The sequence below is a fragment of the Streptomyces sp. XD-27 genome (genome assembly GCF_030553055.1).
In the GTDB taxonomy this organism is placed as follows: Bacteria; Actinomycetota; Actinomycetes; order Streptomycetales; family Streptomycetaceae; genus Streptomyces.
The window spans coordinates 3,642,807-3,656,117 of record NZ_CP130713.1 but is presented as its reverse complement, the minus strand read 5'-3'; the positions used below and the strand labels follow the sequence as shown (position 1 = coordinate 3,656,117).

The window sequence follows — 13,311 nt, the reverse complement described above, 5'->3', positions numbered from 1 at the left end:
TTCCGGTGCTCCCGGGGCTCCCAGGGTTCCCGGGACCTGGGGCGTCAGAACGCCGCGCGGATCTCGCCGACGCGCTCCCCGCCGCCGAACAGCGGCACCTCGCCGATCCGGGCGACCACCGGCGAGGAGACGCCCAGCAGCTCCAGGGCCCGTGCCAGCACCGGCCCCAGCGCCCGCGACGCCCCGTCGTCGACCTTGAACGCCAGCGCCCGGCCGTCCGGCAGCGCCACCGCCTGCACCGCCTCCGCGCCCATCTTCGCCAGCGCCCCCGGCAGCTCGCGCATCAGCCAGGTGTCGGGGCGCCGGGTGCCCGCCACGTACTCGGGATGCGCGCGCATCGCGTCCGCCACCCGCCGCGCCTCCGTCCCTGGCTCGGCCAGCACGAACGACCGGAAGGCGCGCGCCAGGCCGGTCAGGGACAGGGCCATCAGCGGCGCCCCGCAGCCGTCGGTGCCAACGTGGGCCACGCGCTCGCCGGTCGCCTCCTCCACGACGTCGCGGACCAGCAGCTGGAGGGGGTGGCCGGGGTCCAGATAGGTCTCCAGCGGCCAGCCGTTGGCGGCGCAGGCCGCGAGCATCGCGGTGTGCTTGCCGGAGCAGTTCATGGCGATCCGGTCCCGTACCCGGCCCGCGGCCAGGTACGCCTCCGCCTCGGCCGGGTCCAGCGGCAGGTCCGGCGGGGTCCGGAGGTGGTCGGCGGACAGCTCGTACTCGGCGAGCATCTGCCGTACGAGGTCGAGGTGAAACGATTCTCCGGAGTGGCTCGCGGCGGCCATGGCCAGCCGCTCACCAGAGAGGTCGAGCCCGGCCCGCAGCACCGCCGCCGCCTGCATCGGCTTGTTGCTGGACCGGGGGAAGACCGCCGCGGCCGGATCGCCCAGCGCCAGTTCGACGCCGCCGTCCGCCGCCAGGACCACCAGGGACCCCCGGTGGCGGCCTTCGACGAAGCCGGAGCGGACGACTTCGGCCAGGACCGGGGTGGCGATGGTGGAGGAGGTCATGGTCGGCCTTCCAGGGGTGGTGCGAGATCTGCCCCGCCGCGTCCGTTACGTCCGGCCCGCCGCCACCGGCGGGTTCGGACGGCTTTTCGGAAGATTACGAGAGCAGATCATCTACTTGGGCTTCCCCCTCACGGTACCTGCGCGCGATCTCGGCGCTGCAATCGTCCGCGGTGTGCTGGAGCTCCTGCCGCCGCCGCGAGACCTGCTGCTCGTAGGCCATCAGCCGGCCCATCGCGCCGTGCAGCTCCTCGTCCGTACGGGCCCGCAGGTCCGACAGCTCCACCTCGGCGAGCACCGATTCGGCCAATCGCCGGTACTCCTCGGCGTGCGGCGTGCCGAGCGTCACGTGCCGGGCCGAGCTGCGGTGCCGCGACGGCTCGTCGGCCAGGATCTGCGGCAACAGGTCGACCACCGACCTTCCGGGCGCCGAACGGTGCCCCAGCTCGGCGCGGAGGATGTCGATCCTGCCCTGGAGCAGCCGCCGCAGATAGGACAGGTCAGCCTCCTCGCGCTGCGAGCCGCGGCGCAGCGCCCGCAGCTCGGCCAGCCGCAGCTCGACCAGCCGCGGTACGCCCGCCCGCGGTCCGGCGGGCGCGCCGGTCCGCACGGCGGTGCCGCGCTCCAGGGTGCAGGTCGGTACGGGTCCGGGTGCCTGCCCGGTGGTGGGTGTGCTCATGCGTTTCCGTCCCCTTCGGTACGCGGCCCCGGCCGCGCCGTCCACATCGCGCACTGCGTGCACGCATCGTGCCATCGCGGGCCTATGGCTTGCAGTGCGTGTGCGCCGATCGGCCCCGGATGGACGCACGGCATGATGGACCGTATGCGAGCTGTGGTACAGAGAGTCGACGGCGCGAGCGTCGTCGTGGACGGGGAGACGGTCGGCGAGATCGTCGGCGAGGGCCTGTGCGTGCTGGTCGGGGTGACCCACGACGACACCCCGGCCAAGGCGGCCCAGCTGGCCCGCAAACTGTGGTCGCTGCGGGTGCTGGAGGGCGAGAAGTCCTGCTCGGACCTGGGCGCCCCGCTCCTGGTCATCAGCCAGTTCACGCTCTACGGCGACGCCCGCAAGGGCCGCCGCCCCACCTGGAACGCGGCGGCGCCCGGCGACGTCGCCGAGCCGCTGGTCGACGAGGTGGTGGCGCGGCTGCGGGAGCTGGGCGCACCGGTGGAGACGGGCCGGTTCGGAGCGGACATGAAGGTCTCGCTCACGAACAGCGGCCCGTTCACGGTGCTGGTCGAGGTCTGAGGTCCCGGTGGGGCCCTACGGCTCCACCACGACCTCCTGTGCCGCCGCCGTGCCGTCCACGATCAGCTCCGCGTCCACGGGGACGTTCCGCTTCACCAGCGCCAGCGCGATCGGGCCCAGCTCGTGGTGGCGGGCCGACGTGGTGACGAACCCGAGCTGCCGGCCGTCCTCGCCGTCCCGCGCCAGCCGTACCGGCGCCCCGTGCCCCGGCAGCTTCACCTCGCTGCCGTCCAGGTGCAGGAAGACCAGGCGGCGCGGCGGCTTGCCCAGGTTCTGCACCCGGGCGACGGTCTCCTGGCCGCGGTAGCAGCCCTTCTGGAGATGGACGGCCGTGCCGATCCAGCCCAGCTCGTGCGGGATCGTCCGATGGTCGGTCTCCAGCCCCAGCCGCGGCCGGTGCGCCTCCACGCGCAGCGCCTCGTACGCCAGCACCCCGACCGCAGGACCGTGCTCCGCGGCGAAGGACTCCAGCGACTCGCGCGGCAGGAACAGGTCCCGGCCGTACGCCGTCTCGCGGACCACCACGCCCTCCGGGGCGGCGGTGATGCTGCCCGCGGGGAGGTGCACGACCGCGTAACGCTCCGTCGCGTCGGCTATCTCCACGCGGTAGAAGAACTTCATGCTCTCCAGATAGGCGATCAGCGCCTCCTGGGTGCCCGGCTCCACGTGCGCCCAGGTCGTCTCGCCGTCGTCGACGAGGTAGAGGACGTGCTCGATGTGGCCGTGGGCGGAGAGGATCAGCGCCTCGGTGGCCTGTCCCGGCGGCAACTCGCTGACGTGCTGGGTGAGCAGCAGGTGCAGCCAGCTCAGCCGGTCGGCACCGCTGACGGTGACCACGCCGCGGTGGGAGAGGTCCACCAGGCCGGTCCCGTCGGCGAGCGAGCGCTGCTCACGGAACAGGTCGCCGTAGTGCGCGGCGACGCCTTCGTCGGGGCCCTCGCCGGGGACGGCGCCGGGCAGCGACAGCAAAGGGCTCTTCATGCGCCAAGCCTACGACGACCCGGCCGCGCCCTCAGGGGAGTTGCCCCGCCGTTCCGGGGAGTCGCCCCGCGCTCCCTCGGCCTCGCCCCGACCCTCGCCCGCACCGCATCCGGCGCACCGGCCGAAGATCGCGAAGTGCTTCATGTCGGTGTCGAAGCCGAAGTCCTCGCGCAGCTTCGCGGTGAACGCCTCGGCCACCGACAGGTCGGCCTCGATCACCTCCGTGCAGTCCCGGCACACCAGGTGGATGTGGTGGTGCCGGTCGGCGAGGTGGTAGGTCGGCGCGCCGTGCCCGAGATGGGCGTGGCTGACCAGCCCCAGCTCCTCCAGCAGCTCCAGCGTCCGGTAGACGGTGGAGATGTTGATCCCGCTCGCCGTGCGCCGTACCTCGGTGAGGATGTCGTCCGGGGTGGCGTGCTCAAGGTGGTCGACAGCCTCCAGCACGAGCTGGCGCTGCGGGGTCAGGCGGTAGCCGCGCTCTCGAAGGTCGGTCTTCCAGTCGGTGGTCGCCACGGGCCCAGTGTAGAAGCCGTCACCGGCCGCGGGAGGTCTCGATTCCGCGCAGATACGCGGCCAGGGCGACGATCGCCGCCGGGTTGCGGGGGCTTTCGACCAGGTCGGCGTAGTCCATGACGTAGATCCGCCGGTGCTTGACCGCCGAGACGTTCCGCAGCGGGCCGTAGGACAGCAGGAAGTCCCGCTTCCGGGCGGCGCTGGTGTCCCCGTAGTCGTTGATCACGATGACCTCGGGGTCGCGTTCGACGACGGTCTCCCAGCCGACGGTCGTCCACGAGTCCTCGAGGTCCTTCATGACGTGGTCGCCGCCCGCCTTGGTGATGATGTCGTGCGGCCCGGCGTAGCGGCCCGAGGTGAACGGCCGGTCCCGGCCGTCGTCGTAGAGGAAGACGGTGGGGCGGTGGTCGCCCTTCGGGGCCTTGGCCCGGGCGTCGGCGACCTGCTGCTTGAAGTCCCGCACCAGCGCGGCGGCCCGGTCCTCGACGTCGAAGATCTTCCCCAGGGTGGCCAGGTCGGCGTACAGGGCCTCCAGCGGCGGCATCACCCCGCGCGCCGAGCCCTGGCCGTTGCGGCAGGACTCGGTCAGGACGTACGAGCCGATGCCGAGCTTCTTCAGCGCGGCGGGGGTGACGCCGGTGGCCTCGTTGAAGCCGTAGTTCCAGCCCGCGAAGACCAGGTCGGCGTCGGCGTCGAGGGCGAGCTCCTTGGTGATCTCCTTCTTCGACAGCCACGGCACCTTGCCGTAGGAGTCCTTCCACGGCACGGCGTCCAGGTCGCCCTTGTCGTCGGGCATCACGAAACCGGCCATGCGGTCCTCCAGCCCGAGGGCGAACATGATCTCCGTGATGCCCACGTCGTTGGTGACCACGCGCCGGGGCGCCTTGTCGTACGTGACCTTCCGCCCGCAGTTCTCGACGGTCACCGGGTAGTGGCCGGACGGCCTGCCGCCGCGGGCGTCGTCGTCCGCGGCGTCGTCCGCCACATGGGCGCCGCACCCGGTCAGGCCGAGGCCGAGGGCGAGCACGAGGGCGATGGGCGTCAGGCGCATGAGCCGTCCTTACGAAGAGCGGGGAGAGGGAAGGGCGGGGAGGAGGTCGAAGAGCAACTGCACGGCACCGGTCTCGGGGTGCGGTACGCGGTGCGCACGGACGCCGAAGACCTCGGCCAGCAGCTCGGGGGTGAGCACGTCGTGGGGGGCGCCGGAGGCGACGATCCGGCCGCGCGCGATCACGTACAGCACGTCGCAGTGGACGGCGGCGAGGTTCAGGTCGTGCAGCGCGGTCAGCACGGTGAGCCTGCTGTCCTTCACCAGCGCCAGCACCTCCAGCTGCTGGGCGATGTCCAGGTGGTTCGTCGGCTCGTCCAGGACGAGCACCCGCGGCTCCTGCGCCAGCGCGCGGGCGATCAGCACCCGCTGCTTCTCGCCGCCGGACAGGGACAGGAAGCCGCGGTCGGCGAGCCGGTCCGCGCCCACCCGCGCCAGCGCGGCCGCGCACGCCTCCCGGTCGGCATCGGTGACCCGCCCGGCGGCGCGCTGGTGCGGCAGCCGGCCCATGGCGACCACCTCGGCGACGGTGAAGTCGAACTCGCTCGCCGACTCCTGCGGCAGCGCGGCCAGCCGCCGCGCGCCCTCCCGTGCGGTGAGCGCGTACAGGTCCTCACCGTCGAGCCGGACCGTGCCCGCGGTGGGGCGCAGCGCCCGGTAGACGCAGCGCAGCAGGGTGGACTTGCCGCTGCCGTTGGGGCCGACGAGCCCGACCAGCTGCCCGGTCCCGGCCCGCAGCGCGATGTCGTCGACGAGCCGCGCGCCCGCGACCTCCACGCTCAGGCCCTCGATGTCGACCCGCATCACGCGCCTCCGAAGCTGTAGCCGCGGCGGCGCATCAGCAGGACGAAGCAGGGCACCCCGATGACGGCCGTGATGACCCCGAGGGGCAGTTCGATCGGCGGCAGCAGCACCCGGGACAGGATGTCCACCCACACCAGCAGCACCGCGCCGAGCAGCGGCGCGACGGCCAGTACCCGGCGGTGGTCGGCGCCGACCAGCATCCGCGCCAGATGCGGCACCATCAGCCCGACGAACCCGATCGCGCCGCTGACCGCGACCACCGCGCCGGTGACGGCGGCGGTCACCACGAACAGCTCGGTCCGCAGCCGGGCCGCGTCCACGCCGAGCGCGGTGGCGGTCTCGTCGCCCATGGCGAGCGCGTTGAGACGGCCGGCGGAGAGCGCGAGATAGCCCAGGGCCGCGGCCACCGCGGCGGCCGCGATCGGCACCGCCGCCCAGCTCGCGCCGCTCAGGCTGCCGAGCAGCCACATCATCGCGGAGCGGGCGGCATCGCCCCGGTCGGCGGAGAAGACCATCAGCGTGGTGATCGCCGAGAAGCCGTAGTACATGGCCGAACCGGTCAGCACCAGGCGCAGCGGGGTCAGCCCCTGCGGCGTGCGGGCCGCCGCGTACACCAGGGCCATCGACGCCAGCGCCGAGACGAACGCGGACAGCGACAGCGCCCAGACACCCAGGCTCGCGAGGGCGCCGAAGAGCAGCACGGCGTTGGCGCCGATCGCCGCGCCCGAGGAGATGCCCAGCACGAACGGGTCGGCGAGCGCGTTGCGCACCATCGCCTGGACCGCCACGCCGATGGCCGCGAGCCCGGCCCCGACGACGGCGGCCAGGACGGCGCGCGGGAAGCGCAGCTCCCACACGATGGTGTACGCGGAGAGTTCGTCCCGGCCGATGGTGCCCCCGGTCAGCCCGGCGCGCAGCATGCGCAGCACCTCGGACCAGGACAGCCCGGCGGCGCCGAGGCCCACGCCGCAGACGAGGGAGACCACGAGCGCGGCGGTGAGCGCGCCGACCAGCGGCGGCAACGGGACCCGGCGGGGCGCGCCGGCGCGTGGGCGCGGGTCCGAGGCGGCCTGTGCGCGCGGGTCCGCGTCGACGGTCCGTGGGCGCGGGTCCGCGGTGTCGGTGGGGCTCGCCACGGGCGGGTCGCTTTCACCTCGGGCCGCGTCCGTACGGAGAAAGGAGGCGCGGCCCGGGCACTCGATGCCGGTGGCGGTCCCCTCGCAGTCCACGGCGAGTTGTCAGGAGCTGCCGCCGCCGCGGGTGATCAGGCTTGCGACCCACTGGGGCCGCCTACTGTTGCGGGTCAGCGCCGGACTTCGACCGGACTTCCCCCGCGGGGGCGGGTGTGAAGCAGAAGACGTGAAGCAGAAGAGCCGAAGGTCAGCGGAAGAAGGCGATGCCGTCGTCCGGCAGGTCACCCAGGTCCTTGGCCCAGGCCGCGACCTGCTCGGGCGTGACGGACTTCTTCAGGTGCGCCGACATGTAGGGGCGCAGCGGCACCTCGGGGGTGGCCTTCTCGCCGACCCACATCAGGTCCCCCTTGACGTAGCCGTACAGCCGCTTGCCGCCGGAGTACGGGCCGGAGGCGGCGGTGCGCGCGACGGCGTCGGTGACCAGGTCGATCTGGGGCTTCTGCGCCGCCAGCTCGCCGTACCAGACCTCGACGACGCCCTGGTCGCGGATCATCACGATCTCGACCTTGCGGTCCTTGTCGATCCGCCAGTAGCCGGACTCGGTCTCCAGCGGCTCGACCTGCTTGCCCTCCGCGTCCAGCACCCAGCTGCGCGAGACGTACTCCAGGAAGTCCCGGCCGTCGTGGCTGAAGGTCACTTCCTGCCCGAAGTTGCACTTCTTCGAGCCCGGGAAGTCGGCGACGCCCGCACCCGTCCAGTTGCCGAGGAGGAAGGCGAGGGGCACGAGGTCCGGGTGGAGGTCGGACGGGATCTCGATCATGGAATCAGGCGTTCTGCTAGTGAGCGGAAGGGAGCGGTCAGCGCTGGCCCTGGTACAGCTTCTTCCAGGTCAGCCCGACGAAGCCGAGCGTGCCTACCGCGACCAGGATCATCAGGGTGGTGAAGACTGCCTCAAGCACGAGCGCGCTCCTCGGACGGAGTGAGGTATTACGGATCGCCGCCAGTCTAGTCCGCGATGCCGCCTCACCTAGGCTGGGGCCATGGCCAAGAAGCTGGTGATCAAGGTGACCGCGGGCGCGGACGCGCCGGAGCGGTGCTCGCAGGGGTTCACGGCGGCGGCGGTGGCCGCGGCCAGCGGGGTCGAGGTCTCGCTGTATCTGACCGGGGAGTCGACGTGGTTCGCCCTGCCGGGGCGGGCGGCGGAGTTCGAGCTGCCGCACGCGGCGCCGCTGCCGGATCTGATCGACGGCATCCTGGTGGGCGGCGGGACGATCACGGTGTGTTCGCAGTGCGCGGCCCGGCGCGGGATCGAGGAGAAGGACCTCATCAAGGGCGCGCGGATCGCGGGGATGCAGGTCTTCGTCAGCGAGATCATGCCGGACGGCGTGCAGGCGCTCGTGTACTGAGCGTCTACGGGTACCGAGCGCCGTCTGCGGGTACCGAGCGCCGTACCGGGCTTCGCCCGCGACTCAGCTCCGGCGGTCCAGCTCGCGCCACCACTCGTCCGACTGCCGGTCGCCCGTCTCGTCCCACCACCGGTCGTCCGGCCCTCTGCGGTTCGCGATGATCGCGGCGAACGGCGGGATGGCCATGGCGACGACGCACATCGCGACCGCCACCGGCACGGACCACAGGCGCACGACGGCCCACGCCGTGATGAACAGCGTCAGACACGCGCCCATCAGGACGAAGTAAGCACGGCGCCGTCGCGCGTACACGCTTTCAGCGTACGACCGAAGGCCGCTCCCCGTAACCGCGCCCGCAACGACCGAGAGCCGCATCCCGCAGAGGGCGTCCAACCCAGGGATGCGGCTCTCGGCCCGTGAGCCGGGTTGCGGCTCAGACGGCGATGGCGACCTCCGCCAGTCCGCCCTTCTGGGCGATAACGGTGCGGTCCGCGGTCGCGCCCGGCACCAGGGCGCGCAGCGTCCAGGTGCCCTCGGCGGCGTAGAAGCGGAACTGGCCCGTCGCCGAGGTGGGGACCTCGGCGGTGAACTCGCCGGTGCTGTCCAGCAGGCGCACGTAACCGGTGACGGGCTGGCCGTCGCGGGTCACCGAGCCCTGGATCGTGGTCTCACCGGACTTGATGGTCGACGCGTCGGGGCCGCCGGCCTTTGCTCCACACATGGGTGTCTTTCCTTACGTTCCGGGAGGCGGGGAGGTCAGTTGTTGGCGCCGAGCTCGATCGGCACGCCGACGAGCGAGCCGTACTCGGTCCACGAGCCGTCGTAGTTCTTGACGTTGGTCTGGCCGAGCAGCTCGTGCAGGACGAACCAGGTGTGCGCGGAGCGCTCACCGATGCGGCAGTAGGCGATGGTGTCCTTCGCCAGGTCCACGCCCTCGCCCTCGTACAGCTCCTTGAGCTCCTCGTCGGACTTGAACGTGCCGTCGTCGTTGGCCGACTTCGACCACGGGATGTTCCGGGCGGACGGCACGTGGCCCGGACGCTGCGACTGCTCCTGCGGCAGGTGGGCGGGGGCGAGCAGCTTGCCGGAGAACTCGTCGGGGGAGCGCACGTCGACCAGGTTCAGCGAGCCGATCGCGGCCACGACGTCGTCGCGGAAGGCGCGGATCGAGGTGTCCTGGGCCTTGGCCTTGTACTCCGTCGCCGGGCGGGTGGGGACCTCGGCGACCAGGTCGCGCGAGTCCAGCTCCCACTTCTTGCGGCCGCCGTCGAGGAGCTTGACGTCCTGGTGGCCGTAGAGCTTGAAGTACCAGTAGGCGTAGGACGCGAACCAGTTGTTGTTGCCGCCGTACAGGACGACCGTGTGGTCGTTGGCGATGCCCTTCTCGGACAGCAGCTTCTCGAACCCGGCCTGGTCGACGAAGTCACGGCGCACCGGGTCCTGGAGGTCCTGCTTCCAGTCGATCCGGACGGCGTTCTTGATGTGGTTCTTCTCGTAGGCCGAGGTGTCCTCGTCGACCTCGACGATGACCACCTTGGGGTCGTCGATGCGGGCCTCGACCCAGTCGGCGTCCACCAGGACGTCACTGCGGCTCATGTTCTCTCCTCCGGGGCAGTTGCGGCGGTACGGGGGTGTGCGGGTACGCGGGGACGGCGCGGCGCGGGGAGGCGCGTGGCGCTGTACGAGAGAAGGGATGCCCATTTCGGGCGGAGGGGGAGCGGGCGGCGCTCACCCGGTCAGACGGTGCGACAGAGCATGGCGGCGACACGGCACAGGTCGACTGCCCGCCGCTTTGTGAGGTCCGCCTGTCCCCGCGGACGGAGACCGCTAATCGAGCTCTGCATGGGGGCGATGGTAGGGACGGACGGACGGGCGTGTCACCGGCGTGTCGGATGATGAGACGTAATCGTCTGAATAGTGATACGCGGGGCCTGCTTCGGGCGCCTCGGAGCGAGGCCGTCGGCCCGTACCGCGGCGGTGATCTGCGGTACGGACGCGGCCGTCTCAGTGATTGGACATTGAACCGTTTTGGCGGTCAGCCGGCCAGGTTCACCGAGTTGCCCGTCACCGACAGGTCGATGCCGTCCTCGGTGGTCTCCAGCTTCTCCAGCCGCAGCCCGCCCGGCAGGTCGTCGATCTTCCAGTCCTTGTCGGTCTTCTCCCGGATCCTGTCCCCGAGCCGCGCGGGTACGCCTTCCGGGGTGGCGCCGATGCGCAGCCGGATCGTGTCGCCGTTCACCACGGAGATCGTGCCGTCCGCGCTCAGGCTGAGGCCCAGGTAGCTGCCGGTGATCTTGACCCGGTTGGCGTCCGCTCCGGCCTTGCCCGCGTAGCTCACCTGGAGGCCGTCGCCCGCGGCCTTGGACAGGTCCGCGTAGCTGATGTGCGCCTGGCCGGAGGCGCGGTCGGCGGTGGCGGAGGAGAAGTCACTGGAGATCTTCACCTGGTGCAGCGTGGCGGTCAGCTCGGTGATCGTGACCTCGCGCCCGTCGTCGGTGGTGGCCGATATCCCGTCGAGGCCCACCTCGACCTCGTCCAGCTCCTTGTTCAGCGCCTGGGTCAGGAAGGGGAAGCCCTTGATCGAGACCTCGGGGGTGATCGAGAGCCCCTGATGGCTCTTGATCTTCTCGGCGGCCTCGTCCTCCGCGTAGCCGACCGCGAACCGGTCGGCCGCGACGCCCAGGCCACCGAGGACCACGAGGATGATCAGCGTGATCCGCAGCCCGCGCCCCCGCCGCCTCCTCGGTGCCCGCCGCGCGGGTTCCGGATGCGCGGGTTCCTGGTACGCCGGTTCCTGGTACGCGGGCTGCCGGTGCGCGTCGGCGGCCGCCGACGGGTAGGGCGGGTCCGCCGGGTACGCGGCGTTCGTGGTGTGCGTCGGCTCGGTCACGTTCGTCCCCCACTCCTCGGTCAGGCGTTTGCCTGTCGCTGCGAGCCTAACGAACGGCTTTCCCCCGCCTGCGGTTCCCGCTGTTCCCGATGAGCGCCACGGGCTCCGCCCCCAGGGCCCCGGGTCGCCGGTGGCCTGGGGGCGGAGCCCAGCGGCCTACGCGATCGCTCGGCCGATCAGGTAGACGGCGGGGGCGGCCGCCGCGAGGGGGAGGGCGACGCCCGCGGTCATGTGCACGAAGCGCGACGGGTAGTCGTACGCGGCCACCCGCAGCCCGATCAGCGCGCACACCCCGGCCGCCGCGCCCAGCCCGGCGGCGCCCGTGGTGGCGGTGTCCGTCAGATGCCCGGCCGCCAGCCCGGCGCCCGCGGCCGCGAGCAGGGCGACGACCACCGACACGGCGGTGGGCAGCGGCAGCGCGCGGGCGAGCGCGGCGGCGGCGACGGCGGCGCCGCCCACGACGACGGCGTCGGAGGACTCGGCGACCGCGGCCAGATGACCGGCCGCGATGACCGTGACGGCGGTCGAGGCGGTGGTGGCGGTGAGGCTGTACAGGCGCTCGTCGGGCGTACTGCGGTTGCGCAGTTGGAGGACGAGGACGAGCAGCAGCCAGACACCGAGCGTGCCGATGACGACCGTCGGGGCGTCCTCACGGTCGGTCGCCAGCAGCCCGGCGTCGGCGGCCAGGCCGCCCGCGAAGGCGAGCATGATGCCCTGCCGGGCGGGCCACATGCCGTTCAGCCGGAACCAGCCCGCGGCGGTCACGGCCTGCAGCAGCGCCACGACGGCGGCGGTCGCGGGACGGGGCAGCGGCGCGGTGGCGGCCAGCAGCCCGGCGATGGCCGCCGTGAGCAGCGCGGGCGTCATCCCGGGGTCGATGATCGGCGACCGGCCCTCGGCGCGCGCCCGCTGGGCGGCGGTCATCGGCCTCGCGGGCGCGGGCACGGATGGGGTCCGGGCGGTCTGGGACGCGGGTGCGCCCGAGGCCCCGGCTCCGGCCGCCCGCGCCGACGTCGGCGTCGGCTCGGTGAGGGTCGCGGTGGCCGCCGCGCGCTGCGGGTGCCGGCCGGGCGGCCCGGCCGCAGGCTGTCCGGCGGTCGCGTGTCCGGGCACGTGCTGTGCGGCGGTCGCGTGTCCAGGCATCTGCTGCGCGGGGGCGTGCTGTCCGGGCGCCGCGTGCCCAGGTGCGTGTTGCCCGGGTGCCGCGTGTCCGGGTGAGTGCTGTCCGGGCGTCCCGTGTCCGGGTGCGTGCTGTCCGGCCGCGGCATGTCCGGAACCGTGCTGACCCGCCGCGGCGGGGCCGGACGCGGGCTGCCGGGGCGCCGCGTGTCCGGGCACGTGCTGTCCGGCCGCGGCGTGCTCGGGGTGCCCCTGCGCGCCGTAGCCGCCGGTCTGCGCCGCGAAGCCGGACGCAGCTGCCCCCGCCGGGTAGCCGGGCGCGGCCTGCTGCTGCGCGGGCGCGTCCCAGCGCGGCTGCGGCTGCCCGTACTGCTGCTCGCCGCCCCCGGGCTGCCCGTACTGCTGCTCGCTGCCCCCCGGCTGCCCGTACTGCTGGTCCCCGGCGCCCGGCCGCCCGTACGGCTGTTCCCCGTACGGCTGTTCCCCGTACTGCTGCGACCCGTAGGGCTCGTGCGGGTACGGCTGGTGCTGCTGCGCCGCGTACGGCTCCCCGTACTGCTGCTGGCCGGGCTGCTGCCCCGCCTGCCCGTACGGCTCCTGGTACCCGGCCGCGTACGGGTCCGGGTACGGCTCCCCGTATCCGGCCTGCTGCTGCCCGTACTGCCCCTGGGGGCCCTGCGGCTGCTGCGGTTGCTGCTGGTACGCCTGCTGCCCGTCGTACCCCTCGTGGCCCTCGTAGCCGGGCCAGGCACCGGGCTGCTGCCCGCCCTGCGGGGCGTAGCCCTCATACGGCGCGTACGACGCGTACGGATCGTGCGGTTCGTGGGGCTCGTGCGGTCCGTGCTCGTGCCCGTACGGGTCCGGGTTCTGCGGCTGGTTGCTCATCGCGCTTCGGTCACCCTCCTGCGAACGGCGGGAGCACCTCGACCGTGCCGCCCTCGGCCAGTGCGACCGTCGCGTGGTCGCGTGTGCCGACGGCTTCCCCGTCGACCAGGAACGAACAGCGCAGCAGCACCCGGGCGAACTCCGGGCGCGCCGTGTGCCGCCGCCGGGCCGCGTCGAGGGCCTCCGCGAGCGTCGCGGCGGCGTACGGCTCCTCGGCGGTGCCGGCCGCGGCCTTGGCGGCGGCCCAGTACCGGATCGTGCCGACGGGCACGTCCGCCGTGCCCC

General features: G+C 72.9%; 17 protein-coding genes and 1 riboswitch. Of the genes, 2 read left to right on the top strand and 15 right to left on the bottom strand.

Features of this window, described 5'->3' with window-relative positions:
• Nucleotides 1-44: 44 nt before the first annotated feature.
• Both Q3Y56_RS15575 and Q3Y56_RS15570 read right to left on the bottom strand, forming a co-directional pair.
• Entirely contained in the window at nt 45-1,001 is a 957-nt protein-coding gene (locus Q3Y56_RS15575) for an asparaginase (protein WP_304462528.1), read from the bottom strand.
• Between the two features lie 94 nt (nt 1,002-1,095).
• Complete coding sequence (locus Q3Y56_RS15570) at nt 1,096-1,677, bottom strand: hypothetical protein (protein ID WP_304462527.1); 582 nt, start codon at nt 1,675-1,677, stop codon at nt 1,096-1,098.
• A 144-nt stretch (nt 1,678-1,821) separates the two neighbouring features.
• Here Q3Y56_RS15570 and dtd point away from each other — a divergent pair, with 144 nt between their 5' ends.
• On the top strand, nt 1,822-2,247 hold the full coding sequence (gene dtd, locus Q3Y56_RS15565) for a D-aminoacyl-tRNA deacylase (RefSeq protein ID WP_304462526.1): 426 nt from the start codon (nt 1,822-1,824) through the stop codon (nt 2,245-2,247).
• 15 nt (nt 2,248-2,262) lie between these two features.
• Here dtd and Q3Y56_RS15560 read toward each other — a convergent pair whose 3' ends face one another.
• From Q3Y56_RS15560 to Q3Y56_RS15535, 6 genes are all read right to left on the bottom strand, one after another.
• Nucleotides 2,263-3,228, bottom strand: coding sequence for a folate-binding protein YgfZ (locus Q3Y56_RS15560; protein ID WP_304462525.1), 966 nt, complete (start codon nt 3,226-3,228; stop codon nt 2,263-2,265).
• A 9-nt stretch (nt 3,229-3,237) separates the two neighbouring features.
• Nucleotides 3,238-3,741 (bottom strand): Fur family transcriptional regulator, encoded by a 504-nt coding sequence (locus Q3Y56_RS15555; protein WP_304462524.1) that lies wholly within the window; start codon nt 3,739-3,741, stop codon nt 3,238-3,240.
• 19 nt (nt 3,742-3,760) lie between these two features.
• Nucleotides 3,761-4,792 (bottom strand): ABC transporter substrate-binding protein, encoded by a 1,032-nt coding sequence (locus Q3Y56_RS15550; RefSeq protein ID WP_304462523.1) that lies wholly within the window; start codon nt 4,790-4,792, stop codon nt 3,761-3,763.
• Nucleotides 4,793-4,801: 9 nt separating this feature from the next.
• Nucleotides 4,802-5,593, bottom strand: a complete 792-nt coding sequence (locus Q3Y56_RS15545; protein ID WP_304462522.1) for an ABC transporter ATP-binding protein — start codon at nt 5,591-5,593, stop codon at nt 4,802-4,804.
• The gene (locus Q3Y56_RS15540; RefSeq protein WP_304465630.1) at nt 5,593-6,615 is read right to left on the bottom strand and encodes an iron ABC transporter permease; all 1,023 of its coding nucleotides are present in this window, start codon (nt 6,613-6,615) and stop codon (nt 5,593-5,595) included. The genes Q3Y56_RS15545 and Q3Y56_RS15540 overlap by 1 nt, the downstream gene beginning before the upstream one ends.
• Before the next feature lie 215 nt (nt 6,616-6,830).
• Nucleotides 6,831-6,964, bottom strand: a riboswitch (cobalamin riboswitch).
• 9 nt (nt 6,965-6,973) lie between these two features.
• Nucleotides 6,974-7,546: an FABP family protein gene (locus tag Q3Y56_RS15535; protein WP_304462521.1), complete on the bottom strand. Its 573-nt coding sequence runs from the start codon at nt 7,544-7,546 to the stop codon at nt 6,974-6,976.
• A 220-nt stretch (nt 7,547-7,766) separates the two neighbouring features.
• Here Q3Y56_RS15535 and Q3Y56_RS15530 point away from each other — a divergent pair, with 220 nt between their 5' ends.
• Nucleotides 7,767-8,132: a DsrE family protein gene (locus tag Q3Y56_RS15530; protein ID WP_304462520.1), complete on the top strand. Its 366-nt coding sequence runs from the start codon at nt 7,767-7,769 to the stop codon at nt 8,130-8,132.
• A gap of 63 nt (nt 8,133-8,195) precedes the next feature.
• Here the strand turns inward: Q3Y56_RS15530 and Q3Y56_RS15525 are convergent, their stop codons facing one another.
• From Q3Y56_RS15525 to Q3Y56_RS15500, 7 genes are all read right to left on the bottom strand, one after another.
• The gene (locus Q3Y56_RS15525) at nt 8,196-8,444 is read right to left on the bottom strand and encodes a DUF3099 domain-containing protein (RefSeq protein WP_304462519.1); all 249 of its coding nucleotides are present in this window, start codon (nt 8,442-8,444) and stop codon (nt 8,196-8,198) included.
• Nucleotides 8,445-8,565: 121 nt separating this feature from the next.
• Complete coding sequence (locus tag Q3Y56_RS15520) at nt 8,566-8,853, bottom strand: DUF1416 domain-containing protein (protein ID WP_304462518.1); 288 nt, start codon at nt 8,851-8,853, stop codon at nt 8,566-8,568.
• A gap of 35 nt (nt 8,854-8,888) precedes the next feature.
• Nucleotides 8,889-9,728 (bottom strand): sulfurtransferase, encoded by an 840-nt coding sequence (locus Q3Y56_RS15515; protein WP_304462517.1) that lies wholly within the window; start codon nt 9,726-9,728, stop codon nt 8,889-8,891.
• A gap of 140 nt (nt 9,729-9,868) precedes the next feature.
• Complete coding sequence (locus Q3Y56_RS33530) at nt 9,869-9,976, bottom strand: putative leader peptide (RefSeq protein WP_369696755.1); 108 nt, start codon at nt 9,974-9,976, stop codon at nt 9,869-9,871.
• 191 nt (nt 9,977-10,167) lie between these two features.
• Complete coding sequence (locus Q3Y56_RS15510; protein ID WP_369696754.1) at nt 10,168-11,022, bottom strand: DUF2993 domain-containing protein; 855 nt, start codon at nt 11,020-11,022, stop codon at nt 10,168-10,170.
• A gap of 156 nt (nt 11,023-11,178) precedes the next feature.
• Nucleotides 11,179-13,026 (bottom strand): hypothetical protein, encoded by a 1,848-nt coding sequence (locus tag Q3Y56_RS15505; RefSeq protein ID WP_304462516.1) that lies wholly within the window; start codon nt 13,024-13,026, stop codon nt 11,179-11,181.
• Between the two features lie 10 nt (nt 13,027-13,036).
• Nucleotides 13,037-13,297: a MoaD/ThiS family protein gene (locus tag Q3Y56_RS15500; RefSeq protein WP_304465628.1), complete on the bottom strand. Its 261-nt coding sequence runs from the start codon at nt 13,295-13,297 to the stop codon at nt 13,037-13,039.
• Between the last annotated feature and the right edge of the window lie 14 nt (nt 13,298-13,311).